Source organism: Enterobacter sp. RHBSTW-01064, from assembly GCF_014103035.1.
Taxonomy (GTDB): Bacteria; Pseudomonadota; Gammaproteobacteria; order Enterobacterales; family Enterobacteriaceae; genus Enterobacter; species Enterobacter mori.
In genome coordinates, this window is sequence record NZ_JABXOU010000008.1 from 1 (window position 1) to 25,914 (window position 25,914).

Annotated in this window: 25 protein-coding genes and 1 tRNA gene; 18 read left to right on the forward strand and 8 right to left on the reverse strand. The window is 54.1% G+C overall.

Annotation, left to right across the window (positions count from 1 at the left end; all coding sequences use genetic code 11):
- The first annotated feature begins 474 nt into the window (after positions 1–474).
- From HV355_RS20195 to HV355_RS20275, 17 genes are all read left to right on the forward strand, one after another.
- A complete protein-coding gene (locus HV355_RS20195; protein ID WP_182403178.1) occupies positions 475–1,005 on the forward strand; it encodes a fimbrial protein in 531 nt (176 codons plus the stop codon).
- Positions 1,006–1,224: 219 nt separating this feature from the next.
- The gene (locus HV355_RS20200; RefSeq protein WP_182403180.1) at positions 1,225–3,699 is read left to right on the forward strand and encodes a fimbria/pilus outer membrane usher protein; all 2,475 of its coding nucleotides are present in this window, start codon (positions 1,225–1,227) and stop codon (positions 3,697–3,699) included.
- Between the two features lie 42 nt (positions 3,700–3,741).
- Entirely contained in the window at positions 3,742–4,485 is a 744-nt protein-coding gene (locus tag HV355_RS20205) for a molecular chaperone (protein ID WP_249420882.1), read from the forward strand.
- 18 nt (positions 4,486–4,503) lie between these two features.
- Positions 4,504–5,547: a fimbrial protein gene (locus HV355_RS20210; RefSeq protein WP_108417922.1), complete on the forward strand. Its 1,044-nt coding sequence runs from the start codon at positions 4,504–4,506 to the stop codon at positions 5,545–5,547.
- Between the two features lie 9 nt (positions 5,548–5,556).
- Positions 5,557–6,105: a fimbrial protein gene (locus HV355_RS20215; protein WP_182403182.1), complete on the forward strand. Its 549-nt coding sequence runs from the start codon at positions 5,557–5,559 to the stop codon at positions 6,103–6,105.
- Positions 6,106–6,185: 80 nt separating this feature from the next.
- A complete protein-coding gene (locus HV355_RS20220) occupies positions 6,186–6,788 on the forward strand; it encodes a DNA-binding response regulator (RefSeq protein WP_249420883.1) in 603 nt (200 codons plus the stop codon).
- A gap of 89 nt (positions 6,789–6,877) precedes the next feature.
- Entirely contained in the window at positions 6,878–7,078 is a 201-nt protein-coding gene (locus tag HV355_RS20225; protein WP_126816416.1) for a DUF4762 family protein, read from the forward strand.
- A gap of 56 nt (positions 7,079–7,134) precedes the next feature.
- On the forward strand, positions 7,135–7,803 hold the full coding sequence (locus HV355_RS20230) for a DsbA family protein (RefSeq protein ID WP_182403186.1): 669 nt from the start codon (positions 7,135–7,137) through the stop codon (positions 7,801–7,803).
- 4 nt (positions 7,804–7,807) lie between these two features.
- Positions 7,808–8,764, forward strand: coding sequence for an ABC transporter (locus HV355_RS20235; protein WP_182403188.1), 957 nt, complete (start codon positions 7,808–7,810; stop codon positions 8,762–8,764).
- A 2-nt stretch (positions 8,765–8,766) separates the two neighbouring features.
- On the forward strand, positions 8,767–10,881 hold the full coding sequence (locus HV355_RS20240) for an ATP-binding cassette domain-containing protein (RefSeq protein WP_182403190.1): 2,115 nt from the start codon (positions 8,767–8,769) through the stop codon (positions 10,879–10,881).
- Complete coding sequence (locus tag HV355_RS20245) at positions 10,871–12,022, forward strand: efflux RND transporter periplasmic adaptor subunit (RefSeq protein WP_182403192.1); 1,152 nt, start codon at positions 10,871–10,873, stop codon at positions 12,020–12,022. Before HV355_RS20240 ends, HV355_RS20245 begins: the two co-directional genes overlap by 11 nt.
- 3 nt (positions 12,023–12,025) lie before the next feature.
- A complete protein-coding gene (locus tag HV355_RS20250; protein ID WP_182403194.1) occupies positions 12,026–13,957 on the forward strand; it encodes an ABC transporter permease in 1,932 nt (643 codons plus the stop codon).
- Positions 13,954–15,324 (forward strand): TolC family protein, encoded by a 1,371-nt coding sequence (locus HV355_RS20255; RefSeq protein WP_182403195.1) that lies wholly within the window; start codon positions 13,954–13,956, stop codon positions 15,322–15,324. Before HV355_RS20250 ends, HV355_RS20255 begins: the two co-directional genes overlap by 4 nt.
- Positions 15,314–16,567 carry a beta-ketoacyl-[acyl-carrier-protein] synthase family protein gene (locus tag HV355_RS20260; protein WP_148401379.1) on the forward strand — a complete coding sequence of 418 codons (1,254 nt, stop codon included), beginning with the start codon at positions 15,314–15,316 and terminating at the stop codon, positions 16,565–16,567. The genes HV355_RS20255 and HV355_RS20260 overlap by 11 nt, the downstream gene beginning before the upstream one ends.
- Positions 16,564–17,367 carry a MaoC/PaaZ C-terminal domain-containing protein gene (locus HV355_RS20265; RefSeq protein WP_126816409.1) on the forward strand — a complete coding sequence of 268 codons (804 nt, stop codon included), beginning with the start codon at positions 16,564–16,566 and terminating at the stop codon, positions 17,365–17,367. The genes HV355_RS20260 and HV355_RS20265 overlap by 4 nt, the downstream gene beginning before the upstream one ends.
- Positions 17,354–17,605: an acyl carrier protein gene (locus HV355_RS20270; protein WP_108417911.1), complete on the forward strand. Its 252-nt coding sequence runs from the start codon at positions 17,354–17,356 to the stop codon at positions 17,603–17,605. The genes HV355_RS20265 and HV355_RS20270 overlap by 14 nt, the downstream gene beginning before the upstream one ends.
- Before the next feature lies 1 nt (position 17,606).
- Positions 17,607–18,344 carry an SDR family oxidoreductase gene (locus tag HV355_RS20275; RefSeq protein ID WP_182403197.1) on the forward strand — a complete coding sequence of 246 codons (738 nt, stop codon included), beginning with the start codon at positions 17,607–17,609 and terminating at the stop codon, positions 18,342–18,344.
- 36 nt (positions 18,345–18,380) lie between these two features.
- On the opposite strand, the gene HV355_RS20280 is transcribed toward HV355_RS20275, so the two are convergent.
- From HV355_RS20280 to HV355_RS20290, 3 genes are read right to left on the reverse strand one after another with little or no spacing between them, the layout of a single operon-like run.
- Positions 18,381–19,553 (reverse strand): HD domain-containing protein, encoded by a 1,173-nt coding sequence (locus HV355_RS20280; protein ID WP_174339250.1) that lies wholly within the window; start codon positions 19,551–19,553, stop codon positions 18,381–18,383.
- Positions 19,554–19,604: 51 nt separating this feature from the next.
- Positions 19,605–20,072: a FidL-like protein gene (locus HV355_RS20285; RefSeq protein ID WP_182403199.1), complete on the reverse strand. Its 468-nt coding sequence runs from the start codon at positions 20,070–20,072 to the stop codon at positions 19,605–19,607.
- Positions 20,065–20,793: a helix-turn-helix domain-containing protein gene (locus tag HV355_RS20290; RefSeq protein WP_108417908.1), complete on the reverse strand. Its 729-nt coding sequence runs from the start codon at positions 20,791–20,793 to the stop codon at positions 20,065–20,067. Before HV355_RS20290 ends, HV355_RS20285 begins: the two co-directional genes overlap by 8 nt.
- Before the next feature lie 168 nt (positions 20,794–20,961).
- Here HV355_RS20290 and HV355_RS20295 point away from each other — a divergent pair, with 168 nt between their 5' ends.
- Positions 20,962–21,282 carry a FaeA/PapI family transcriptional regulator gene (locus HV355_RS20295; protein ID WP_010427781.1) on the forward strand — a complete coding sequence of 107 codons (321 nt, stop codon included), beginning with the start codon at positions 20,962–20,964 and terminating at the stop codon, positions 21,280–21,282.
- A 373-nt stretch (positions 21,283–21,655) separates the two neighbouring features.
- Here the strand turns inward: HV355_RS20295 and HV355_RS20300 are convergent.
- The 5 genes from HV355_RS20300 to HV355_RS20320 all read right to left on the reverse strand — a co-directional run bounded on the left by HV355_RS20300 (position 21,656) and on the right by HV355_RS20320 (position 25,903).
- A tRNA-Phe gene (locus HV355_RS20300) sits at positions 21,656–21,731 on the reverse strand.
- 117 nt (positions 21,732–21,848) lie between these two features.
- Positions 21,849–22,424, reverse strand: coding sequence for a transcriptional regulator (locus tag HV355_RS20305; RefSeq protein ID WP_089601520.1), 576 nt, complete (start codon positions 22,422–22,424; stop codon positions 21,849–21,851).
- Positions 22,425–22,473: 49 nt separating this feature from the next.
- A complete protein-coding gene (locus tag HV355_RS20310; protein ID WP_182403201.1) occupies positions 22,474–24,189 on the reverse strand; it encodes a protein-disulfide reductase DsbD in 1,716 nt (571 codons plus the stop codon).
- Positions 24,165–24,488 carry a divalent cation tolerance protein CutA gene (cutA, locus tag HV355_RS20315; RefSeq protein ID WP_010427778.1) on the reverse strand — a complete coding sequence of 108 codons (324 nt, stop codon included), beginning with the start codon at positions 24,486–24,488 and terminating at the stop codon, positions 24,165–24,167. Before cutA ends, HV355_RS20310 begins: the two co-directional genes overlap by 25 nt.
- Positions 24,489–24,601: 113 nt before the next feature.
- Positions 24,602–25,903 carry an anaerobic C4-dicarboxylate transporter gene (locus HV355_RS20320; protein ID WP_028016415.1) on the reverse strand — a complete coding sequence of 434 codons (1,302 nt, stop codon included), beginning with the start codon at positions 25,901–25,903 and terminating at the stop codon, positions 24,602–24,604.
- Between the last annotated feature and the right edge of the window lie 11 nt (positions 25,904–25,914).

The window sequence follows — 25,914 nt, forward strand, 5'->3', positions numbered from 1 at the left end:
TAAGGTGCGGGGTTTTTTGCTTTGTGCTTCATCTTCACCTTCTACCTGCGTCAGAAAGAATAGCGCCCCAGTAATATAATATCCCACCACTCTTCTCCTTAATTTTAAATAAATTCACATTTCCTTCTACGAAATATCTTAATTTCCCCTGTTTTATAAATTTATTTACGCGGTAAAAGCATCATGAATTTAAGACTATTCATGTCACTCTGCGAGATATAAAACCCTGCTTTCGTATCCTTGCGAGTTAACAATGCGTATATATTCCACATTAAATGTATTGCTTTGTGGTGAAGTTTTCATTTGGTAGCATTTGAATTAGTTCGAAGAAACGGTGATGTTTAATATTTGCGAGTTTCATTATTCGCATATCGTTTCCAGAACAAAACCAAGAGTTAATTTCACTCGCGTATATTATTTTTGTAGCGTGACGACTCTTTATTTCTCAGGATATTGGTAAAAACAGGATATTTTATGAAACTGAATAAAGTTGCTATGGCTGTCGCTTTGACCGCTGCTCTGGGTTCAATGTCTGCATTCGCTGATACGACGAATGGCCAAATTGAATTCCAGGGTGAACTGGTGAATACCGCATGTGGTCTGGCGCCAGGCTCCAGCCCGGTAAGCGTTGATTTTGGCCAGATTCCTGTTTCTGCGCTGGCTAATGGTGCGCGCGCCGGAAACGTACATCAGAACATCGAACTGCAGCACTGTGACACCACTGTTGCTCAAACTGCTGAAGTAACTTACTCCCCAACTAGCGTAAACCCAACGGATGCGTCTCTGGCAGCCTTCACCTCTGGTACTGCGTCTGGTGCGGGTATCGGTCTGCGTGACAGCGCCAGTCAGGACGTTGTCTGGGGTAACGCAACCACCCCTGTTCAACTGGTTGATGGCACCAACACCATTCCGTTCGTGGCATATGTGAAAGCAGAAAGCGCAAGCGCGACCGTGACGGCGGGTTCCTTCCAGTCAACGGTTAACTTTGAGATTGCTTATCAGTAATCCGCAGAGCGTAGTCAGTGCGGGAAAATTTCCCGCACTATTAAAGAACGAAAATAAAAACGTGTTCTTAATGCCGATTTATTTCGCTGTCGCGACGAACTATTAAAGCGGAAGGCGTTACGGCGTTCGTGCATGTTTTTAAATTGTCGACACCCACAAAATAATTATAACGCAGTGGAACGCAGGGCGCTTTTAATGGATTTGTTCGGGACGGGGATCATGTCAGTAAAATTAAATACTAATCTAACAATAATTGCTCTCCTGGTGATGAATTGCTGCTATGCGGCAACGGCGCGCGCGGAGGAGCGAGTTGAGTTTAATACTGATGTTCTGGATGCTTCGGATCGTACCCGTATCGATCTGTCACGCTTTGCGACAGATAACTATGTCACACCTGGTGATTATCTGCTGGATATCCGTATTAACGGCCAGTCGATAGGCCAGGAGAAAATCCGTTATGTGGAATCGCCTGACGGCAATCGTACGCTGCCGTGTATCAGCGGCGACCTGCTGGACAAACTGGCGCTGAAAGAAGACGCACGTACACAAGTCGCTCAAATCTATGAAAACTGCTATTCCCTGCAGCGTCTGTCGGGGGCGAAATTAAGTAACTATGCCGGTGTGCTTGATATCACCGTGCCCCAGGCATGGATGAAGTACAACGACCTTGACTGGACGCCGCCTGAACGTTGGGATGAAGGTATCGCCGGTCTGATTTTTGACTACAGCATTAACGGACAGCTGACGCGTCAGTTCAGCGACAATGAAAACTACAGCGCGATATCAGGCTACGGTCAGGCGGGAGCCAACCTCGGCGGCTGGCGTATGCGCGGTGAATATCAGACAAGCTACTACAGCCAGACCCATCAATCCAATTTCGACTGGAACCAGATCTACGCCTACCGGCCATTGCCAATGATGGCGGCAAAACTGACGCTGGGTGAGATTTACCTGAACTCGCAGGTTTTTGATACGCTGCGATTTACCGGGATTAACCTCGCCAGCGATGAGCGGATGCTTCCTCCGGCGCTACAGGGCTATGCGCCTGAAATCCACGGTATTGCCCGTTCGAATGCCAAAGTGACCGTCAGTCAGAGCGGGCGCGTCATCTATGAAACCACCGTCCCCGCCGGACCGTTCAATATTCAGGATTTGCGCAGTTCGGTGCGCGGTACGCTCGACGTGCGCGTTGAGGAGCAGGATGGCTCAATCTCGATGTTCCAGGTGAACACCGCCAACATTCCGTATCTCACGCGTCCGGGCTATGTCCGTTACAACCTGTCGGGCGGCACGCCGTCTCGCTATAACCACTCACTGAAGGGGCCAACGTTCCTGTCTGGCGATTTCTCCTGGGGGATCAGTAATGCATGGTCGTTGTACGGTGGCCTGCAGTCGTCGGGTGAAGCCTATACCGCTACCTCTCTGGGGATTGGTCGCGATCTTAACGCGTTAGGAGCCATCTCCATTGATGCCACGGAGTCGTGGAGCCGTCAGCCTGACGGGAAACGTCTGAAAGGCACCTCATACAAGCTGAGCTACGCGAAAACCTTCGACGAATACAACAGCTCAATTACGTTCGCGGGATACCGCTTCTCGCAGGAAGACTTCCGCACAATGGCGCAATACCTTGATGAGCGTTATCAGGGTTATGACCGTGTCGGGCGCGAAAAACAGCTCTATACCATCACCGGGAGTAAAACCTTTTGGGCCGGTGAAGCGGGTAAAGCGACAACCGTTTTTCTTACCTGGACCCACCAAAACTACTGGAATCAACGCAGCCAGGATCGATACGGCCTGTCCGTGGGGCGTGTATTCCGCATCGGTGATATCAACGGTATCACCGCCAATCTTTCCGCTTACCGTACTGACTATAAAGGGCAAAAGGACGACTCCATCTCCCTCTCATTGTCTGTGCCGATTGGGGATAACAAATGGGCAGGGCTGGACGTCCAGACCAACAACGGTAAAACCAGCCCGATGGCGTCATACACCGACAACAGCGATTTCAACAATCTGTGGCGCGTTCGCGCGGGTGCCAGTCAGAACAGCAACGCCAGCGTGGACGGCTATTACCTGCACCGTTCGCAATTGGCGGAAATTAATACCAACGCCAGCTACCAGCAAAATGAGTTTATGGCGTTAAGTACCACCCTGCGCGGCGGTTTCACGGCGACCCGGCACGGCGCGGCGATGCATAACAGCGGCGCAACGATGAACACGGCACGCGTCATGGTCGATACCAACGGCATTGGCGGCGTCCCTCTCAATGGCGAAAAGTCCCGGACTAACCGCTTCGGTATTGCCGTTGTACCGGATGTAGTGAGCTACAACAGCTTTGACACCCGCGTAGACGTCGATGCCATGGATGGTGATATCGAACCGGCAAAAGCCATCAGTACCAGTACCCTGACGGAAGGGGCCATCGGCTATCAGGCTTTTGGGATGGCGAAGGGGATGAAGATGATGGGCACGTTACGCCTCGCAGATAACAGCGTCCCACCTTTCGGGGCGGAAATTTACAACACCGATGGCGTAAGCGTCGCCATGGTGCTGGAGGACGGCAAGGCATGGCTTGCGGGCATAAACGCCAATGAAACTCTGAATGTCATGTGGGGGGGCAAACAGCAGTGCAAAGTGACCATCCCGCCCGGCGTGAACAACGGACGTTCGGACACGCTTCTGCCGTGCCGCTAATCCCTGTGTAAAGCGTTATCCCACTGTAATTAAAGGCTAAAAATGAGCAAGAACAGACATAGCAGATATCTTATGGCGGCGTGTGCGCTGAGCCTGTTGAACGGCTACGCGCAGGCGGGCGTCTCTCTGGATCGGACGCGCATCATCATTACGGAGAAAGAGTCTTCGTCCAGCGCCAATCTGTCTAATACCAGTCCGGATATTCCGTTCCTGGCCCAGTCGTGGGTAGAGGATGAAAAGGGCAATAAGATCGCCTCGCCGCTGATTGTGCTCCCGCCGTTGCAGCGAATTAATGGGGGTCAGAAAGGGATAGCGCGTGTCACTAAAACGGCGGGCATCGACAAACTGCCGACGGACAGAGAGAGTCTGTTCTACCTCAACGTCAGGGAAATTCCACCAAAGCCGGAAAAACCCAACACGCTGCAGCTGGCAATGCAGTCACGCATCAAGTTGTTCTATCGCCCTGAAGCGGTGATCCCGAAGACAAAGGGGGAAGTTTGGCAGGATCGCCTGGTATTCCACAAAAGCGGCAGCGAGATGACCGTGCAGAATCCCACGCCTTACTACGTGACCATCCTCAGCTTGACCAGGGCCGATGGGCAGAAAATTACCCGTTTCCCGGGGATCATGGTTGCGCCTAAATCGAGCCAGAAGTTTGAGGTGACGGATGCAGGCGTTAGCCAGTTTTCGATGAAGTTTGTGAATGATTATGGCGGGCATCCGGAGCTGAAATTCCGGTGTGAAGGCACTACCTGCAAGGCGTTACCCCCCGCCCAGCAGGGCTAATCAGGAAGGAGCCTGACAATGCAAAACCCTTTTCCTTATGCAGCCCTTCTGGCGTTGTGCACGCTCGGATTTTCCGGGGCGGCGTGGTCCGTGGTGGACGGTGAAATTAAGGCGGTAAATGGTACCTATGAATACCTGATTAACATTAGCAATCATGACATTACCAGCAACCAGGTCGGTGCCGTTGTTATCGACGAATTTGACCTGGCTGGGATGTTTCAGGGCCGTGCGTACTGCGCACAGCCGATGATAAGCCAGCCGGTATATTACATGTCGCAGGCGACGTTAACCCAATCAGGAATGACGGCGGGTTATCTCAAGCTCAATGACTACATGGACGTTAAAATCGAGATCTACATCGGCGGTAATTTACAGCAGTACAAAACCGTACCGTTCGATAACGTCTCCAACAACGTCAATCAGAACTACTGCAACCCCCCCAGCACCATACTGGACAATCAGTTTGCCTCCGGCGCGAAGGGAAAAGTGACCTTCATGATCACCAAACCCATTATCAACGGGGTGAACTTACAGGGTTCCGAAATCGCAACGCTTTATGGTCGACTGGGGCCGGGTGCCATGGGGCAAACGCCACTGTCGCGCGTTACCATCGCTTCCGGCGTCATCACCGTACCGGATAAATGCATCGTTAATCAGGGGACGCCTATCGTCGTCGACTTCGGCAACATTCCGGGAACGGGCAGCAGGCTGGATGGCATCAATTACAGTCAAAACGTACCGATTCACGTGAAATGCCAGGGCGGCAGTTTTTCTCAGGGAGAGCTGAATATCAAGCTGGGGGTCCAGCAGGCTAATCCGGCATTCACTGACGGTAAATACCTGAGTACCCAGGGAACCGCCGACCGGTCTGAGCTGGGCATCGCTTTGCGTGACAGCAAGGGTAATCCCGTGGTGCCAAACACGTTCTATAACGTGCCGGGATTTTCCCACAACGAGGGTGACTGGAACCTGATCGCCGCGCCGGTGGCCAAAAATGCCACCTCGGTTATCCCTGAAGGTGAATTCCATGCATCGGCGACGGTTGTGGCTGAATTCCAGTAAGGAGGGAATATGCATCTCATGATAATTATCCTCGCCTGTTTTTTGACGGCATTTTCTGCGACACCCGCCTGGGCGCGAGGGGAGTTGATTGGTGGCGATCTTAGCTTTAAAGGTGTCGTAATGGCTTACCCCTGCAGTATTGCGCCAGAATCGGCGCGGGTGCTGGTCGATTTCGGTGAGATATCAACAAAGTCATTGTATCTAAACGGAAAAACAACACCGGTTCCGTTCACTATTACCTTGCAGGACTGTAATCCGAATGTCTTTAACGCGGTGACGGTGACGTTCAGCGGCATCGCCAACGGCAACATGGCGGACCGGCTGGCCATTAACGCCACAGCCCCAGGCAATGCGGGCGGGGTGGGGATAGGATTGCTGGAGGAGGATGATACGCCCGTGCGTTTGAATGTCGCCACGCGTCCCACCCTCATCAACGACACCCTGTTACGGCTAAGCTTCCAGGCCTTTGTTGAAGCGGAACCCGATGCCATTGCAAACGGAACGTTAACGACAGGGCCTTTTACCGCCACCGCAAATTATACATTGAACTATCAGTAGCGGCGCTAACAGGGAACTGCAGCATGAGGTATCAGTTTTTTCTTTACGATAAAAATATTTTTTATTCGCAAGGAATTAAAATGGTTATTACCAGCTTACTTGCTGAACAGACGGACGTTTTATATTCCTTAACGGATGACTACGATCAGCTGATTGCTCAACTACAGCGTCAGGTTAACGACGAGGGTTGCATGTGGATCCTCTGTGATTTAGATAGCCTGCCGCAAGAGCGGCTCCATACGCTGCAATTAATGAAAGAATTTTATCATCATGAAAATAAAAGCCTGATTATGCTATTGAGTAAACACAATATGCCTCTTTTTTTTGCACTGTATTCGCTTTTGCCCACCGCGCATTGGCTGCTTAAAAATGAAAATATTGAGAGCATTATGCCGTTTTTTCAGCGACTGTTGGATAAAAAACGTCAGGGATGTTGCTTTAGCGCATCGCTGGTCAGCTATACGCAAAAAAAAATTTACGACCGGAGCAGAGATCCCACTATTTCAGGGAGTGAGTGGTGGCTGATGGAAGAGCTATTTAAGGGGAAATCATTATCGCAAATATCAGACGAAGTAAATGTCGATATTCGTCGCTTGAGCTATATCAAGCGCCACTTAATGAAGAGGCTGAATATCAGAAGCAATATCGCTTTATTCTCCGCATTTAGAGGCATTATGCCCTGAATCCGTGAGCCAACCTTTCGGTAGAACGTATTACCGATTTAACGGTGCAAATTATTGCACGTCATTAACTCGAAGTAAGGAAAACGGAAATGAAAAAACTGACAGTGCTTGAAGCCGCTGGCGTTGTAGGGGGAACCTGCAAGACCTGTGAAATCACGTATCAGAACGTCACCGTTGGTGGCGTCACCTCCTGTAAGCAGATCACAACCTGTACGGATAAGCATGGCTGCACGACCAGCATGAGAGATGCTGATTCAAGCAAATGTGGTGGTATCCCTAACCGCTATTAAAATCGGCACTGCCTGGGGTGTGCTGCCCCAGGCTTTTCTACTGTGAGAAAACGAGAGTGAACCCATTAACGCGCAAAACAGCGATCGGTTATTCGATCTTTCTGATTATTATTTCCGTTTCGATTACGGTGCTTTTCTATCATATTTTTGTTTTTAATTCCTTTGCCAAAGATGATTCCGCGACGCAGGCTTTTCGAGAGGTCAGCGCCGAAAAACTTGCGAACAGTCCGATAAAAAAAGAGCACAGTATTATCGAGGTCATGTCTTACGGTTGCCATTATTGTGCGGCAAACGAAGAGAACCTTGCAGAACTTACCCGTAAACTACCGCCGGACACCACATTTACCTCTATTCATATTGCAGGTGAGGATAATGGCCTTGCCGCCTATGCGCCGATCTTTGCCACGCTGGAAGCGATGGGAATAGAAAGGGATGTTCGCGACAGTGCGTATAACGCCATTATCACGCGAAACGTCGATCTGACGGATGAGAAAAAACTGAACGGTTGGTTAGCGAAAAATAATATTGATGTCGTCAAGTTTACGACTTTGAGGAAAAGTAAAAAGGTTAAAGAACGTCTCAGCGAAATGGCGGCTATTGCCGATTACTACGATATTAACGCCACGCCGATGTTTATTATTAATCAACGCTATGTTGTCGCGCAGGACCGCGAATTCCCCGCGTTTGCGCAGCGCATGCTGGAACTGCTCAAAGAGGATAAATAATTCTGTGATCAGATTATTCATTGTCTGGAGCGTGTTTAGCGTCAAAAATAGCGCGGGAAAAATTGAAGTCATTCAGCGAACGCTTTCTCAGTGCGGTATTTTTCTATTGCGAAAAATAATGCGATACGTGCCTCTCCCCGTGACGCTGGTGGTGGCGAAGGGACTCTGCGCATCGCGGCTTCTCGGACGCGCGTTTCGCTTACGAAACGCGGTGGCTAATGAAAACTATCGTTGCCTGACTGGGCAAACGTCCCGGCTGGACGTGGCCTGGATGGCAGTCCGGCGACGCCTGCTGGAAGAGGCCGCCACCTGGGGGCAAAACACGGTGCTGCTTCAGCAAATTCGTGCTTGTGCCGCGGATCTCGATGCGGTGGTCGCACCGCTACACCAGCAAAACGCGCCCTACATCCTGGCACCGCTCCATACGGTGTCTGACGTGCTGGCTGCCATCATTGGTGCCAGCGTCACGCCGGGTAAAGCAAGCGTGGTGGTTTCTTCTAGCGCTGAGCTTTACAGCGCCCCCGTCCGTGCGCTTGGGGGCGTTGCACTCGCCTACTGTTCAATTCATCAGGAGAACAAAACGCTGGCCAGCGGCCTGATGGATCTCATCACCGATGTCGCCGTCGGGCAGCAGAACATGATTATTTTTCCTGATATCTCGCCCGACTATACCTCGCAGGCAGAAGGGGCGCGGGTGGCGAAGCTGCCATGTCGTTTATTTGGTCGCAGCGCAAAGTTGCATAGCGGTCTGGTGCGTCTTTCCGGCGCAATTGCCGCACAGGTCGTGTTTTATCACCTCAGCTATGACAACGGCCTGCGCATCCACATTCATCCGCCGGTGAGCAGTCAGAATGTCGCCAGCGTGCTGCCCGTCATCATTGAATCTACCCTGCGAAAGCACCCGCAGGAGTGGCTCCTCTGGCACAGCCATTCTCTCTACTTTATTAATCACTCACTATAAAAATGAAAACCACGATCCCGAATCTGATCTTTCAGGAAGAGACCAACGAGTGCGGGCTGGCGTGCGTAGCGATGCTGGCGCAAACGCAGGGGCAGACGATCTCGCTCGAGACGCTGCGCGGCATTTTTCCAGCCTCCGATCACGGTACTTCGCTGGACACGCTGATGGCCATCCTTGCGCGGTTGGGCATTGCGACGACGCCCGTGCTGTTTGAGCACCATGAGCTAAGTGAACTGCCGCTGCCGGCCATTTTGCACTACGGTGCGAGCCACTATGTCCTGCTGGCCTGGCGTAAAGGTAACCACGTCTGTGTAATGAACCCGGCGATTGGCGAGCAGTGGCTGCCCTTTGCCGCGCTTAAGCAGGAGATCAGCGGTTATGCCCTGATTGTGGAACCCGACCAGGTGCTGGCCGCCGATCCCGAGCTGGCGCTGCCGACAACGGTACAGTCCATGCCAGGGGTGATGAGCATGCAGGAGACGGCGGGCGAGCCGGGTATTTATCGGCTGATGCTGTTGACCTTCCTGGTGTCGTTAACGCTGTTTCTGATGCCCACGATGGTCAGTAGCGCCATCAACCAGGCCTTCTCCAGCGTGGAGAACAGCGGCTTCCCGTACGGTTGGTTTATCCTGGCGTTTGTGGTCTCGTCGCTGATGGCTCTGGGCGTTCGGGCGATCAGCGAACGCTACATCAAACGGTTTGTGCTGATCCACAGCGGCGTCGGATTTTCTCGTCTGCTTCAAAACCCACTACGTTTTTTTGAAAAACGAGCCCCAGGGGAGATCTTCAGCCGCTTTACCGCCTGGCAGATGGGCCTGCTGCAGAAGATCGAGCTGGATAATGGTCTGCGTTCCGATTGGGTGATAGGCGCGATCGCGCTGGCGATCATGTTCTGGATCGCCCCGGTCCTGGCGGCGATCTCCGCCATCGGCGTGACGGTGATGGGGATCATCAGCGTCTGGGCCGTTATCCGCGACCGCTGGTTTACCCAGCAGCTGCAGCTGAAAAGCGCCGCGCTGAATGATTTTTTTATGGAGACCATTCAGGGCATCTTGACCGTCAAAACCGCCGGGCTGGAAGGGCAGCGTCAGGGGCAGTTTGCCGCCTTAAGCCGCGAACTGTTTGCATGCTTACAGCGCCAGAAGGTCTATCAACAGGTAAAAGAGGGTCTGTATCAGCTGAGCGGCAGCCTGGAGATGGTGGCGTTTATGCTGGTGGTGCTGCCGATGGTTCACGGCAAGCTGATCTCACTGGGCGATTTTTTTGCCTACAGCTTCCTGCGGCAAATCTTTACCTCCTACGTCACGCGGATCTTCTACGCCATCATTCAGAAAACGCAGTTGCACGTGATCGACACCCGCGCGCATGCCCTTTTTGCGCCACGGGAAGACGGTGTGCGCGCGCCGCTAACAACAATACCGCCAGCTGATGCGGCGCCTGATTTGGACTTTAACGCGCTGGGCTACGGGTACGATCCCGCCATGCCCGTCCTCGCATCCGTCTCATTATCGCTCCGGCCAGGGGAGCAGATTGCAATTGTGGGGGAGTCGGGGGCCGGTAAAAGCACCTTACTCCGGTTGATAGCCGGGCTGTTCTCCCCACAGGCGGGAGGATGTTATGCAGGCGGGAACGCGCTGCCTGCCGCACAGCTGGCGCAGTATGTCTGCCTGCAAAGCCAGGAGGACATTCTTTTTAACGCCTCGGTGCGTGAAAACATCACCTTATTCGACGCGTACTACCGGGAACGCGACCGCGGACGGGTTGAGGCTCTGCTTGATGCTCTCGCACTGGGTGACGTGGTGCGTGCATTGCCAGGGGGGCTGGATGCCCTGATCCGCGAGAGCCACGCGGCGCTGTCTCTCGGCCAGCGTCAACGGCTGTTGCTGGCCCGCGCGCTGTACAGCTCACGCCCTGTTTTGCTCCTTGATGAGCCGACGGCCAATCTTGACGACGAGACCTCGGCAATCGTCATGGCAACGGTCCACGCGCACTGCCGCAGCGCTGGAAAGTCATTGATTGTTGTCACGCACAGCGAGCAGGTTTTATCGGGCTTTCAGCAGGTTTACCGCCTGGCTGGCGGCAGGCTCAGCCTGCAGGAGGGTGGCAATGAAGCTTGATTCCCGCTGGGTCATGCTGGGCTGCGGTCTGGCGCTTGCCGCCGCGATGGCGGGGTTTTGGGTGGTGATGGACTCGCCCTCACCGCATGCGCGCCTGGCCGTGGAGACTATCGGCACCGGCGACATCGAAAAGGTGGTGCTGGTGACGGGGATCCTGAAGCCAGCGGTACAGGTTAACGTCGGTGCTCAGGTCAACGGGCAGTTGCGTAAATTGTATGTTCGCCAGGGAGAGCGGGTGAAAAAAGGACAACTGCTGGCGGAAATCGACCCGACGCTGCAGGAGTCGGAACTCAGGAATACAAAGGCACAGCTCGCCAGCGCCAGAGCGCAAAAGCTCTCTGCACAAGCAACGTTGCTGCGCTACCGCCAGGAGCTGGATCGTCAGCGCATGATGCAGCGCGACGGCTCAGGCGTGCGCAGCGAGTTTGAGCAGGCCAGATCGCAATACGCGGTGCAGGTACAGCAGATTGAGGTGAGCGAGGCGCAGATCGCACAGGCTGAAATGGCGGTGAAAACGGCGCAGGCCAACCTCAGCTATACGCGCATTGTCGCGCCGGTTGACGGCGAGGTATTGGGTGTTGTGACCCGTGAAGGACAGACTATCGTTTCGTCGCAAACGGCGCCGACCATCCTGGTGCTGGCGGATCTCGATACGATGCAGGTACAAACGCGTATCTCTGAGGCGGACGTCCAAAAAATTCATCCCGGCCAGCCGCTCAGTTTCTATGTCATTGCCAATCCGGATAAACGTTACGCCAGCAGCATGGGCTATGTGCAGCCTGCGCCGCAGGACGCGATCGAAGCATCCGGCGAGAGAGGGATGGGCGGGAACCCTCAGGCCGCGGCGGTCTACTACACCGGCACGTTCGAGGTGCCTAACGGCGGTCGTGAACTCAAAACGTCAATGACGGCACAGGTCTTTATTCAGATCGCCAGGGCCAGTAACGTTCTGCGCGTTCCGGTTGCCGCGCTGGGCCAGGCGCTGGATGGCGATCGATACACCATTACCACCGTTGAAGACGGGAATACGCAGTCCCGTACGATCCGCATCGGTATTAACGACCGTCAATACGCCGAAGTGCTTGAAGGGCTGCAGGCGGGCGACCAGGTGGTGCTGGCACAAGACGCGGAGCGAGGATAACGGATGGAGCCGATTATCGTTCTACGGCAGGTCTGCCGAACATTTAACGCGGGCACGCAAACGCTGGCAGTGCTGAGTGATATTTCACTGACCTTTCATCGCGGCGAAATGGTGGCGATTGTGGGGACGTCCGGCTCGGGTAAGTCCACGCTGATGAACATCATCGGCTGCCTGGACAGGCCCTCTTCCGGAGAGGTACTGATCAATGGCACGCCGGTGCATAGCGCGGATAACCTCTACCTTGCCGATCTGCGCAGTCGTTATTTGGGGTTCATTTTCCAGCGCTATCACCTGATGCCGTATCTGACCGCAGAAGAAAACATTGCCATTCCCGCGCTGTACACCGCGATGTCGGAACGGGAGCGCACGGCGCGCGTGCGGAGATTGGCCTTTCAGCTCGGACTTGAAAACCGGCTACGGCACCGTCCAGCGGAGCTTTCTGGCGGACAACAGCAGCGCGTGAGCATTTGTCGGGCACTGATAAACGGCGCGCACATTATCCTGGCAGACGAACCTACCGGAGCCCTGGACAGCACCAGCGGTAAGGCGCTGATGGGCGTGTTGCATCAGCTGCATGCGGACGGGCACACGGTCATTATCGTTACCCACGATCGCGACGTCGCCCGACAGGCGCAGCGCATTATTGAGATCGGCGACGGGCGAATCATCAGCGATGTTCAGCACGCCGAGGCGTGTCCCTCAAAACCGCTGCCGGAGCAGGATAACGGGCGAGCGTCACTGGCGCGGCGCCTTCGCGAATCTGTTCGCATGGCCTGGCGTGCACTGGCTGGGCACCGGCTGCGCGCGTTTCTCTCCATGCTGGGGATCATCATTGGCATCGCATCGGTGGTGTCATCAATGGCAGTAGGAGAAGGCGCGCGGCGGGCAATCATGGATGAGATTGGCAAGTTGGGAAATACGACGCTTGAGATCCGCCCGGGAACCGGATGGGGCAACGCGCATCCGGACATGGAGCATGCGCTGTCGATGGAAGACGTGCGCAGTTTGCAGACGCTGCCGTGGGTGATGGGCGTCTCGCCGATCGTCAGCAGCACGGCGCTTGCGGTGCGCAAAGGCTTCGATTCCTCAATGATGCTGTCCGGTGTTTCGCAAGACTTCTTCTCCCTGCAGGGGCTGCGCTTTGTTCAGGGCTCGGGCTTTACGGCGCGTGATGTTGCGGATGGCGAACCGGTCATCATTCTTGATGAAACCGGGCGGGATACCCTGTTCCCCGGTGGGGAAAATCCGCTTGGTGAGCTTGTGCAGATTACCGGTGCGCCGTGGCGGGTGATCGGTGTCGCCACCCGTCCGGGGCCGAAAGTGGTGGGGGGATTCATGGCAGCGTGGGTGCCTCATACCGCGTTGCAGCAGCGACTGACGGGGCAAATTCCGCTGGAGTCGCTGGTTCTCCGTTTCCAGCCGCCGCTGGAGCCACAGGAGGCCGCGGAGCGCGTGGAGCGTCACCTGCTGCGGGAGCATGGGCGGAAAGATTTCTTTATTCAAACCGATGACCGGCTGGCGAACGCCATGCAAAAAACCTCTGACTCTATGTCGCTTCTGATTACCGCGATCGCGGCCATCTCGCTGCTGGTGGGTGGCGTGGGGGTGATGAACATCATGCTGGTGTCAGTGACGGAGCGGACGCATGAAATCGGCATTCGATTATCGGTAGGGGCGCGTCCCGCGGACATCATGAATCAGTTTCTCATAGAAGCAGTGATGATCTGCGCGCTCGGCGGCCTGGTTGGGGTGCTCGGTGCCTGGCTGGTGGGGCAATTTTTTGCCTTCGTCACGGATGCATTTTCAATGGTGTTTACCGTCTTCCCGGTGCTGATGGCCAGCGGCTTTTCCGCTGCGATTGGCCTGGCGTTTGGTTATTTCCCGGCGCGCAGTGCCGCACGCCTTAACCCCACAGAGGCGCTGGCTCGCGAATGACAAGACACCTCTTTTTAGCCGCGCTGCTACTTCTGGCGGGGTGTAGCGCGATGACCCGCAGCGACTACCAGCGCCCAATGCTGTCATTACCGACAGGGTGGCCCACGATGATGGAGAAGGAAACGGAAAACGGCTGGCGTTTTAACGATCCCCGCCTGTCTCGGGTCATTGAACAGGTGCTGGAAAGCAATAACGATCTCGCGGCGGCAGCCATCACGCTGCAGCAGGCACGCGTTGCGGCAGGGCTAACCCGCACCAACGTGTCCCCCGACGTCAGGGCGAGCGGTTCCGTCAGCAACAGTAAAGCGGTGCGTCAGGGGACACCTGCACAGGAGAGCTACAGCGGTGGTATTGCCATCGCCTGGGAGTTGGATCTGTGGGGGAAACTGGCGCGTACTCGTGAGCAGAGTGAATGGCAGGCCAGGGCGAGCGAGCAGGATTACCATGCGACCGTTCTTTCTACTATCGGCACCACTGCCCAGCTTTACTGGCGCATCGCCCTGTATAACCAGCAGATCCGCAACCAGCGTGACGGCCTGACGATCTCGGAACAGACCGTACAGCAGGTGGCGTCGTGGTTTAACGCCGGAAAAGTAGGGCAGCTTGATGTTCTGCAAGCACAGCAGGCGCTGCTGGAGCGGAAAAATCAGCTCAGAACCTTAGTTCAGCAGCGCCAGAACACACGCAATGCGTTAGCGCTGTTGCTCAACAGACCAGCCGAGCAACATGCGGATGAATCGATCGCGCTGGATGTCCATCAGCAGGTGCCCATCTCGCGCGCAACGCCGCTGCGGACGATCGCTCAGCGGCCTGACATTCAGGCTGCCGAGTCGCGCCTGCGCGCAGCGCTTGCGGGTTATGACGCGGCTCGCCTGCAGTTTTACCCCGCGCTTTCTCTTGATGCGTCTCTGAATGCCGGAAGCCAGGTTTTCAGTCAGTGGTTCCGCGACCCAATCCTCACAACAGGCGCCGCGCTGGCCTTGCCGTTTATCCAGTGGAATACCCGCCAGCTCACCGTTGAGCAGGCGGATTTAGCAACAAAACTGGCTGCGGTCGCTTTCCGTTCTACCGCCTATACCGCACTCGCTGAAGTGGATGAGGCCTTGGAAAACCGGCTAAGCGCAGATGAGCAACGCGCCAGGCTACTTCAGTCGCAGGCCCTGAGCCAGCGGCGATTGTCCCTCACGGAAAACCGTTATCGCGCAGGCGCGGTGGATTTCCAGACGCTGCTCGACGCGCAGGACGAACTGTTGACCACAGAGAACGCCCTCGCGCAAATCCAATACGACTACCTCTACGCCACGCTGCAGCTCTGGCTGGCGCAAGGGGGCGACACGCAATACAGGATAATGAAAGATGAAGCTTAAACATGGAGATAAGCGGGTTGTTGTAACCGGTTACGGCGCCGTTACACCCCTTGGCGTGACGGCTGATGAGAGCTGGCAGGCGATCGTGAACTACCGGCTTGGGTATCGTTACGTCGATTACACGGCGCAGAATATCAAAACCCATTTTCTTGGGCTGGTGGATAACGAACCCAGCCTGGTCGGGGTGCCGGCCGCCGTCAGACGCCGCCTGCCGCGGTTTGCCCGGCTCACGTTTGGCGCGGCGCGTCAGGCCATGGCGATGGCCTTTGGTGACCAGCCACCGCAGGAGTTCTACAGCCCGCTAGACTGCGGAGCGATCATGGGCACCGGCTGGGGAGGGCTGGACGAAAGTTACGATGCGCAACGTGATTTTTCGGCAACGGGTTTCGCCTCGCCTTTTAACTGTTTTTATTCGATGCCGAGCGTCACCACTGCCGCCTGCAGCCAGTTCTGGGGGCTTAACGGTTTTCAGAATACCGTTGTGGCGGCCTGTGCGACGGGAACGATCGCGATTGGCGAAGCCTACGAGGTGATCCGCACCGGAAGGGCGCAGATGATGCTGGCAGGCGCCGGGGAGTCTCTGACGAGTCCCTGTGCGATCTGGAATATCGACGTATTAGGGGCGTTGAGCAAAGAGGCGCGGGATCCGCGGCGCGCCAGCTGTCCTTTCAGCGCGCACCGTAATGGATTCGTGCTGTCAGAAGGCGCGGCGGTGCTGTGTCTGGAGGAGCGCGAGGGGGCGATCGCGCGAGGAGCAACTATTCTCGGTGAAATCACGGGTTACGCCAATTTCTCTGACGCCTGGGATTTTACTTCGCCCGCCGAAGACTGCCTTGCGCGCGTGCAAACCATCATCTCCGTGCTGCGGCAGGCGGAGCTTGAACCCGGGCACCTGGACTATATCAACGCTCACGGTACCTCGACGCCGCTGAACGACATCAACGAAACGCAGTCGCTAAAAATGGCGCTGGGGGATGCGGCCTGGTCTATCCCCATTTCCAGTACGAAATCCTACTCGGGACACTTAATTTCAGCCGCAGGCTCGTTCGAGAGCATCGTCTGCCTGCAGGCCATCGCCCACGGAATGATTCCCGCAACGGCCAATTTCCAGCAGGCCGATGAGCGCTGCGACCTTGACTATGTTGTGGAAGGGCATCGTACCGCGAATATCCGCCGTACGCTCAACCTGAGCTTTGGGTTTGGTGGCGCAAACGCGGCGTTAATTCTGGAGAAACATTCATGATGACGCTGCATTACAGCCAGCAGGACGCACGGTTGTGGGCTGCATTTTCAGGGGATTACAATCCGGTGCATTTCGATAAGGCATGGGTGAAATCGCAGGGCGGAAGCAGGCTCAGCGTTCACGGCATGCGGGCATTGCTGGATGTTAAACGGTTCATTAGCCCAGAGGTTCGCCGCTCACCCTTTCTGAAGTGTACCGTGCGGTTGCGCAGACCGCTGTGGCGGGACACCGATTATCTTCTGATGCGCGACTCAAATAAGCCCGTTTCAGCCGCCGTGCACGATCTTACCGCGCAGAAAGTCTGCCTCTCATGCACTATCGTGCCGGTGAGTCTTTTCGCTGTGGAAGAAGCAGAAAGTCAGCGAGAACTCGGCGCGTCAACGATTGCCGCGCTGCATCAGACTTTTTTGCCTCTGCTTCCCGACGCCCGGCAGTGGCATTTTCTTGATGCGCTGCTGTTTCGCCATCTTCTTCAGGATACCGCGCTGTTAGATCAGAAAGTCATTGCATCGCTGGTGCCGGCTGGTCGCACGCTGGACGCCCTATTCACCCGCTATCCCGTTGTGCAAACCCATCAGGAGGTTGTTTTCGACAGCCATCTGCTCGCGCCCTGGCAGTCGGTGCTTTTACCAGAACCTCTTGAGATCGAGACATTACCCGCCATGGTGGTCGGCGATCTTTTACAGGGTGCAGTGGTGCGAATTGCTGCGCAAACCCGCTATCAACAACACTACATTAGCAGTGCCGTGACGCTGAAAGTCGGCCCGCTGACAAAAGGAAATGCAAATGAAACCGTATGAAAACATCTACAGCAAAATCAGCGAAATGATTGCCGATGCGAAAGATATGACGCTGGAGGCGCTGACGCCGGACACGACGCTGCCGCAGCTGGAGCTCGACAGCCTCGATTATGTTGAACTGATGGTGCTGGCGAAACGCGAGTTTGATGTGACCCTCACGGCTGAAATGTTTATGAAAAAGCAGCCGATGACCCTCCGCGATTTGAGTCTGTACATCGAACAGGAAATGGCCGGCTGAGATGGAAAAGAGATGGATGTTGATCACCGGTGGCAGCAGAGGAATTGGTCAGGCTTTGGTGAGCCACCTGTTGCCAGACTGGAACATTGTGTTTACCGGCCGCAGTGAGGCCGGTATTGGCCGAACGCTGGCGCAGGCGCGCGAACTGCACACGTCAACCTGGGTTAAAGGTTACCGCTGCGATGGTCGCGACGAGGGGAATGTTCAACGACTGGCGATGTCGCTGCTTGATGAGTTTGGCGCACCCGCGGCGATTATTCACAACGCCGGAATGACCCGTGACGCACTGCATATTCATCAAACGGCACGCGACTGGCAGGATGTGCTGACGAACAACCTGGTTGCGCTCGTGAACTGGAACCGAATTCTCTTGCCCGCCATGATGATGCAGGGGCGCGGAGCCATCGTGCTCATGTCGTCCGTCACGGCAATAAAGGGCAACAGCGGGCAAACGGCTTATGCGGCCAGTAAGGCGGCAATGATTGGCCTGACGCGTTCACTGGCTCAGGAGATGGGGCGGTTTGGTATTCGGGTAAACTGTCTGGCACCTGGACTCATTGAGGGAGAAATGGCGGAGGCTATCCCAGAAGCCCGCCTGAAAGCTATGCGGCAGAACATTCCCTTACGCCGTCTGGGGCAAACGCAGGACGTTGCGCACGCGGTTGCCTTTCTGGTCGGAGAAGGGAGCCGCTATCTCACGGGGCAAACGCTGGTGCTGGACGGAGGTTTGTCAGTCTGAGGTAAGGCAACCGCGAGAAGGGCTACTTCTCGCGGCTCATGACGAACTCAGCTGATTAATTCGCTGTACCAGCGCGCGTCGTTCTTTAACAGATTCCTGGAATATCTGTAATAAAATAGCACTGTGTTGCCGCACGATCCCCGCCAGCTCGGGCGTGATTTCCGCCGTTTCAGCCACGCGAGCCTTAAATTCCGACGATAGCGTGACTCCCTGCAGTAAGGAGGCCAGCCAGATACTGGCTTTGATGATCGTCACTTCCGGGGGATAGGCTGATTTTGCATCTACCGATTTCTGAATCTGACACCACCCGGCAATGTCTCGGATTGCTTCGATAGGATAGAGTTCATCCCACACGGTATTACCCCCATCGGCATGTGCCGGTGCGGCGCACACGGCCAGCGTTGGGAGATTATGCAACAGCCCCCCGATTTCAATTTTCAGACACTGCACAGGAGGAATACCCATCTCTTTGGCAAGGTATCCCGATATTCTCCCAACCACCAAAGAATGCTGAACGCCATGTTGACTGAAGCCATCAATAATAAACGCCAGCATACCGGCGATATCACGGAAGTTATGTAAAGAGATGAAGTCGTTATGAATGCGGGGGACTTCTTTAATATAATCGTCAAATGCGGTCGATTTTATTCTTAGCCAAAAGTGTTCGCTTTTTGCGACCCTTCGAAATGCGTTGATATATTCTGGTTGAAATAATTCACTTTCACCGCTGACAATGATTTTTATAATTTCTTCTTTTGCCGTGATGATATCGCCAGCACGATAGTGTGCGATTAAAACATCCAGGCGATCCGCCAGATAGATGATATGGCTTTCTTTAGGCGTTTTTACGCCATTAACACACGCGCCTCGACCATTTTTCCAATGGGTATGATGATAGCGTACAATTGCATGTAATGGATTCAGTAAAGGAACACTGGCCAGTAATTCAGCCCCCACAGCGGCGTGATTATTGAGTTCATTATCGTAATAGCTCATGGGCTGGAGACGAGACTCTTCGTTCAGTCCTCCGATATCATGAAGCAGGGCTGCCAGCAGTGTTTTCCGACATTGCGCAGGCGTAAACTGCGACTCACGTGCCAGAAGCCAGGCAATATAAGCCGTTCTGACATGATGCAAGTTAAGTCGGGGGTTGATCATGTCTATTATTTTTGAAATGCAAGCCAGTGATTCTATTAAGTTTATATTCATGATATTGAAAATTTAACTTACGCTGTGCTTCGTTAAAGAAAACCACACAAATTAATTTCGCTTGCAACCATACTGCGGGAATGTGTGGTTACCAAAGAGTATTGTATTATTATTGAATTTATCGATGTAAATTATCTTGTCATCAGACCCTTTGCCAAACAATAAGTTCAGAGCGACACTGTCGTCAATATTGTCTGTACTATCGCGCAGGGTAAGGACGCTTGTGACTTGATATAAATGTGCGCTGGCGTTAAACGGTTTATATTTTATCTTTAGCGTGCGTGATATAAGTTGGTTTTTATTGTTATGAGAAAGTAAACCATCGATATTGATAAATATATTATCGTTCGACATGTTGAAAAAAATCAGACCTTCAGCATGGATAGTATCGTCATTGATGTTTTGTACAACAGAAAACTGCGACTCACATGAGAAAGTAGAGGGTCTGGTAAACGAAAAAATCCCCCCCGCCAGGGAGAGACCGAGGCAGAGGAACAGGAAAAAGACGCGCTTAGACATTGGTTTTTTCTCTGTAATAAAAACTTTCGCAGTTGCCGTTATTACACTCAATCAGAAGCAAATGTATAATATTCCCCAGCGCTCCTTTTATCTGCTTTTTGTAAAGATACAATTCTTTAGGCTGTGAGCAGTCGAACGGTTGAGTTGTAAAATTAAAACTATTTTTGACATCCCATAGCGTCAGGGCGGGGGAGGTAAAGATAATGCATTGGTCGTCAACGATTTTATGTATATCCTCCCCGGAATCGACGTTATGAGGCCTAATTAACAAAAGGATTAATACAAAACCCAGCGTCATTATTCGGGCAATCCTTTCAAAAAAAGAAGGAGAAGGTGGGTTGCGGGTGGGATCGGGGGCTTTTTCTTCCAGAAAAGGGGTTCGATACTCGCGATCGTTATGGATGACGACGTCATCCGCAATCTTGAAACCAATGCGCGGAACGGTAGTAATGATCTCTTTTTCTACACCCAGGTCGCTCAGGTTTCTGCGTAACGTAGAGATATATTGATTTAGATTACTGTTTGATGCTCTGGCACCGTATTGATCAAATACCGAATGGAAAATTTCACTCCTGGAAAGGATATCGCCGCGGTGGTTGAGTAATTCAGCTAACAGACGCGTAGAAGTCTGGGATAATTCAACGCAATCTCCGGTCAGCAGATTCAGGAGAGATGCATCCTCTGTATCAAAAGTGATAAATCCCTCAATATCGTACCTCATTTCCCTCTCCTCCCTAAGCCTTACTTTTCTCTCACATACCGACTGTTTTTGATAAAACAGCATGAAAGTCAGATAAAAATCCTGTTTTTACTTTCATCTAAAGCTAATGTTGCTGGTTGACTCAAGGGATTTCATACTGCTAACGCCTTCAAAAATCAGGAGTCGACAATGAAACTCTCACAGTGTTCATACAACCCGGGTGCTGTACATCCAGGCTACAACGCCCCTCACGACAATCTGCAGATGTTAGCGGCGGAAATGGGAATAAGTGGTCTGGCGACGATCAGAGGGCCGGAACAAATGTTGATTCTCAATTTATTGAAAGATCATAGCACGCGCGGTCTTTCCACCAGGGAGCTTGCCGATCTGTGCGGTATTTCAATTTATAAAGTTAGACACTTACTTCTTCCGCTGGAAAAATATGGCCAGGTTATACGGGATAAAATGCAAAAACATCATCAGTGGTTTTTATCAAAGAAAGCGACATAAATTATGTTCGCATTCTAACAAGGGGTATTTTTATTTGCAACAATGGGGCAGAAGTCAAATAGATATGTCTAAAACTTTTGGAAAATACTAATTATAATCTCGCAGGGTGGTAAGAAAATTCCCAATAAAATTTTTAATGTTTCGGTATTAAGGATAATGTCTTTATGTTTTTTGACTCAGAATAATATTGCTGCTTTTACGACTGAATGCCCCGCATTTCGTAAATGCGGCACGTGCATCTCTGCATCAGGGTTGCCGTGATGAGGAAGCACCGTCTGTTTGACCAAAGAAGGCATCTTAAGGGAGGTAAGCGAATGTTTTTTTCAGGTACAGAAAAGCAAAAACCCAGCCATAGGCTGGGTTCTTTAAATAGTGGTGCCCGGACTCGGAATCGAACCAAGGACACGGGGATTTTCAATCCCCTGCTCTACCGACTGAGCTATCCGGGCAACGGAGCGCATTAAACCGCAAACCCGCCCGATCGTCAACACTATTTCGGGAAAAGCGATTCAACTGCTTAACTTTGCGGCAGTCTGTCGGTTTGTGCGTCGACGCAGAATGCTGGCTTAAGTCAGTGCCCCGCCCATACGGCACTGGGCAAAGCGCAGAATGTCCTCCGCCAGACGGTGAGCAGTATCCACATCCGCCTGACTACGGTTCACCAGCATGCGGCTCAGGCAACCTTCCAGCACCAACTCCATCTGCTTCGCCACCATCGCCGGGTCATCCACTTCAAGCGTGGTCAGCAGTTCGTGGGTAAAATCATGCGCCGCACGTTTTTGCTGATCCGCCAGCTGATGGATGGGGTGGCCAGGATCGGGGAAGTACGTACAGGCGGCGATGAACAGACAGCCCGGATAGCGGTTGTTGCTGACGCATTCCGTCAGGGCGGTATAACGCGCCAGCAGCTTTTGCTCTGCCGTGAGCTCTTCATTCAGCATCAGCTGCCTGCGCCAGATATCCACCTGCTGGCTGAGGTAGCGCAGGGCGTCATAGAGCAGCGCCTCTTTATCGGGCCAGAAGCGGGTAAGCTCGTCCAGAGGGTAATCGATACGGTCGGCGACCATCTCAAGCGTGGTGCTGGCGATCCCTTGAATCTCAAGTAATTGCAGGGCTTGTCCCAGTACGTCTTCACGTTGCACGGTTTTCTCCTCCGTTATTCCCAACGGTTTGTCCCGTCTAAAGTGTTGTTTACGGTTGGCGATTGCGCAAATGCGCACTGAACGCCGTCGCATCCATAAACCCGGTTACACGCTGCATCGGCTGCTCTTCGCCCTGCTCATTGAAGAACAGAATCGTTGGCAGCCCAAGAACGTTAAGTTGTTTTAGCAGCGCTTTATCCTGCGCATTATTGGCTGTCACATTCGCCTGGAGCAGAACCGTTTCTTTCAGGGCACGTTGTACCTGCGGATCGCTAAAGGTGTATTTTTCAAACTCTTTACAGGCGACACACCAGTCGGCATAGAGATCGAGCATCACCTGTTTGCCTTTGGCTTGCGTCAGGGCGGCGTTGAGTTCATCCACGTTATTAATTTGCGTGAAATTCAGGTGCGCCTGCGTCTCGCTAACGGGTGAGCCGAACGCCCAATCCTGTAGCGGACGCACGCTCACCAGTGCAGCGGCGAGCAGAAGAATTTGCACCAGGCGCATCCACGTTTTTTTTGCGCCCAGGCTGACGATAAATGCCCAGGCGAAGAAGGCCACGCCGAGCATTGCCCACAGGCGAATGCCCCACACATCACCGATGATGCGCTCCAGCAGGAACACAGGCAGCGCCAGAATCACAAAGCCAAACGCGGTTTTTACCGTCTCCATCCACGGGCCACTCTTCGGCAGCAGACGGTTGCCGAATACCGTCACCAGAATCAGCGGCAGGCCCATGCCGAGTGCATAGAGGTACAACGTCCCGCCGCCGAGCCACATGTTGCCGCTCTGGGCGATGTACAGCAGGATGGCGCTCAGCGGCGCGGTGGTGCAAGGGGAGCAGATCAGTCCTGCTATCGCGCCCATCGCAAACACCCCGCCTGCCGATCCGCCCTGCTGACGTTTACTCATCAGCGTTAAGCGGGTTTGCAGCGAGGAGGGCAGCTGCAGCGTGAACAGGCCAAACATCGACAGCGCCAGCAGGATAAACACCGCTGACAGGCCGATAAGCACGTAAGGGTGCTGAAGCGCCGCCTGGAACTGCAATCCGGCAGCGGCGACGACGAGGCCGAGCGCGGTGTAGGTCAGCGCCATACCCTGCACGTAGATGAAGGCCAGCAGCAGCGCACGTGCGGTGGAGAGGCGTTGTTTGCCGCCCAGTACGATGCCCGAAATAAGCGGGTACATTGGCAGGACGCACGGCGTAAAGGCAATGCCGATACCAATCAGTAAGGCCCACAGCGCAGAGAACGGAAGGTCTGACGCGGCTTCGCCTTCGCCTTCACCCCTCACACTGGCCCTCTCTCCTGAGGGGAGAGGTGGAATAGCGGCGGCAGTATTAACTTCGCTAAGGGGCACGACCTTCGTTTCCGGCGGATAGCAGAATCCCGCATCGGCGCAGCCCTGATACGTCACCGTCAGCGTTGCACCTTTATCGGCCTGATTCACCGTAACGGGCACGCTTAAGCGCTGGCGGTAGATTTCACTCTTACCGTAAAACTCGTCCTCGTGCCACTCACCCGCGGGCATTTGCAAAGCGCCCACCTTAGCCTGGGCAGGCGTAATGCTCACCTGCTTGCGGTAAAGGTAATAGCCCTCTTTCACCTGCCAGGTAAGATTGAGATCGTGCTGGTTTTGCTGAAAGTCGAAAACGAACGCCTGGTCGGCAGGAATAAAGTTCGAACGGCCGGGTGCGTCAAACAACCCGGCAAAAGCTGACGTGCTGCACAGCAGCAGGATCAGCGTAAGGAAGCGTTGAGCCATGAGAGATAGTCGTTATCGCCGTGGACCACTGGCAGCACCAGCAGTTCCGGAGTTTGGTAAGGATGATGAGATTTGAGGCAGTCGAGAAGCGCCTGCTGATTCGCCGGATTGGTTTTGAGCAACATCTGGACTTCGTACTCCTGCTCCAGCTTGCCTTCCCAGTAATAAAGGGAGGTGGCACCGGGGAGGAGCGTCACGCAGGCAGCCAGTTTTTCGGCCAGCACTTTGGCGGCGAGATCCTGGGCAGTGGCTTCATCAGGGGCGGTGCACAGTACGACAACAGCATCAGGCGTGTTCACAAGTCGACCTCCTCATCACGAAAGTCTTCACTATATCACGCAAGGCAGTTGGTCATTAATGAAACGGGCCGCAGAGCGGCCCGATTTTAACTATTTTTACAACGGCAATCCGTTTACAGCACAATGCCGCCGATGATAAAGCCGAGGATCACGCAAAGCGTAATGGCGACGACGCCCGGGATCAGGAACGCGTGGTTAAACACGTACTTACCGATACGCGTTGAACCGGTGTCATCCATTTCAACCGCCGCCAGCAGGGTTGGGTAGGTTGGCAGCACGAACAGCGCAGAAACCGCCGCGAAAGAAGCAATTGCCGTCAGCGGCGTCACACCCAGCATCAGTGCCGCAGGCATCAGCGCTTTGGTGGTGGCGGCCTGAGAGTAGAGCAGGGTCGCAGCAAAGAACAGCACGACCGCCAGCAGCCACGGGTAATTGTGCAGCAGGTCACCGGCTACGGTCTGGATGTCGCTGATGTGCGCTTTCACGAAGGTATCACCGAGCCAGGCTACGCCCAGTACGCACACGCAGGCGCTCATACCGGACTTGAAGGTGCTGGCGTTCAGCACTTCGCTGGTGTCAATTTTACAGGTGATGCTAATCAGCGTTGCGATGGTCAGCATGAACACTACAATCGCTTCGTTACGCGGCAGGACCGGGTTCTGGATCAGGCCCACGGTGTCGCTGATGGCGGTCGCATAGAACATCACGGCGACAATACCGATCAGGAACAGCAGCACGGAGCGTTTTGCGTGTGGCTTCAGTTCGAAGACCTGGCTGCCGCGCAGCTTCACTTCACCTTTCGCCAGGCGTTCCTGGTAAACCGGATCGTCTTTCAGCTCGGCACCAAGGAAGTTACACAGCACGGCGGTGATCATGACCGCAATCAGCGTCACCGGAATACAGATCGCCAGCAGCGTCAGGTAGCTCACGCCCATCGGCTCAAGGATACCGGCGAAGAAGACCACCGCAGCGGAAATCGGCGAGGCGGTAATCGCAATCTGGGACGCGACGACGGCAATAGAGAGCGGACGCGACGGGCGAATACCTTGTTCCTTCGCCACTTCAGTAATCACTGGCAGCGTAGAAAAAGCGGTGTGGCCCGTACCGGCGAGAATGGTCATAAACCAGGTCACCAGCGGGGCAAGGAAGGTAATATATTTTGGATGGCGGCGCAGCATACGCTCCGCCAGGCTCACCAGGTAGTCCATACCGCCTGCGACCTGCATGGCCGCGATAGCCGCAATAACTGCCATGATGATTTCGATAACGTCAAAAGGGATTGCGCCGGGTTTAATCTGAAAGATAAGGGTAAGAACGAGCACCCCGAGACCGCCGGCAAAACCGATGCCGATCCCCCCGAGTCGTGCGCCCAAATAAATCGCCAACAAGACGATGACGAGTTCTGCTCCAAACATAAGTGCCTTCC

Bases quoted from the DNA above. Each gene is read 5' to 3' on its own strand.
- HV355_RS20270 (WP_108417911.1), top strand. From the start codon at position 17,354: ATGAAACCGTATGAAAACATCTACAGCAAAATCAGCGAAATGATTGCC.
- HV355_RS20280 (WP_174339250.1), bottom strand. From the start codon at position 19,553: ATGAATATAAACTTAATAGAATCACTGGCTTGCATTTCAAAAATAATA.
- HV355_RS20205 (WP_249420882.1), top strand. From the start codon at position 3,742: ATGAGCAAGAACAGACATAGCAGATATCTTATGGCGGCGTGTGCGCTG.
- HV355_RS20210 (WP_108417922.1), top strand. From the start codon at position 4,504: ATGCAAAACCCTTTTCCTTATGCAGCCCTTCTGGCGTTGTGCACGCTC.
- HV355_RS20215 (WP_182403182.1), top strand. From the start codon at position 5,557: ATGCATCTCATGATAATTATCCTCGCCTGTTTTTTGACGGCATTTTCT.
- HV355_RS20260 (WP_148401379.1), top strand. From the start codon at position 15,314: ATGAAGCTTAAACATGGAGATAAGCGGGTTGTTGTAACCGGTTACGGC.
- HV355_RS20275 (WP_182403197.1), top strand. From the start codon at position 17,607: ATGGAAAAGAGATGGATGTTGATCACCGGTGGCAGCAGAGGAATTGGT.
- HV355_RS20245 (WP_182403192.1), top strand. From the start codon at position 10,871: ATGAAGCTTGATTCCCGCTGGGTCATGCTGGGCTGCGGTCTGGCGCTT.
- HV355_RS20250 (WP_182403194.1), top strand. From the start codon at position 12,026: ATGGAGCCGATTATCGTTCTACGGCAGGTCTGCCGAACATTTAACGCG.
- HV355_RS20320 (WP_028016415.1), bottom strand. From the start codon at position 25,903: ATGTTTGGAGCAGAACTCGTCATCGTCTTGTTGGCGATTTATTTGGGC.
- HV355_RS20290 (WP_108417908.1), bottom strand. From the start codon at position 20,793: ATGAGGTACGATATTGAGGGATTTATCACTTTTGATACAGAGGATGCA.
- HV355_RS20255 (WP_182403195.1), top strand. From the start codon at position 13,954: ATGACAAGACACCTCTTTTTAGCCGCGCTGCTACTTCTGGCGGGGTGT.
- HV355_RS20225 (WP_126816416.1), top strand. From the start codon at position 6,878: ATGAAAAAACTGACAGTGCTTGAAGCCGCTGGCGTTGTAGGGGGAACC.
- HV355_RS20265 (WP_126816409.1), top strand. From the start codon at position 16,564: ATGATGACGCTGCATTACAGCCAGCAGGACGCACGGTTGTGGGCTGCA.
- HV355_RS20220 (WP_249420883.1), top strand. From the start codon at position 6,186: ATGGTTATTACCAGCTTACTTGCTGAACAGACGGACGTTTTATATTCC.
- HV355_RS20285 (WP_182403199.1), bottom strand. From the start codon at position 20,072: ATGTCTAAGCGCGTCTTTTTCCTGTTCCTCTGCCTCGGTCTCTCCCTG.
- HV355_RS20240 (WP_182403190.1), top strand. From the start codon at position 8,767: ATGAAAACCACGATCCCGAATCTGATCTTTCAGGAAGAGACCAACGAG.
- HV355_RS20200 (WP_182403180.1), top strand. From the start codon at position 1,225: ATGTCAGTAAAATTAAATACTAATCTAACAATAATTGCTCTCCTGGTG.
- HV355_RS20295 (WP_010427781.1), top strand. From the start codon at position 20,962: ATGAAACTCTCACAGTGTTCATACAACCCGGGTGCTGTACATCCAGGC.
- HV355_RS20310 (WP_182403201.1), bottom strand. From the start codon at position 24,189: ATGGCTCAACGCTTCCTTACGCTGATCCTGCTGCTGTGCAGCACGTCA.
- HV355_RS20195 (WP_182403178.1), top strand. From the start codon at position 475: ATGAAACTGAATAAAGTTGCTATGGCTGTCGCTTTGACCGCTGCTCTG.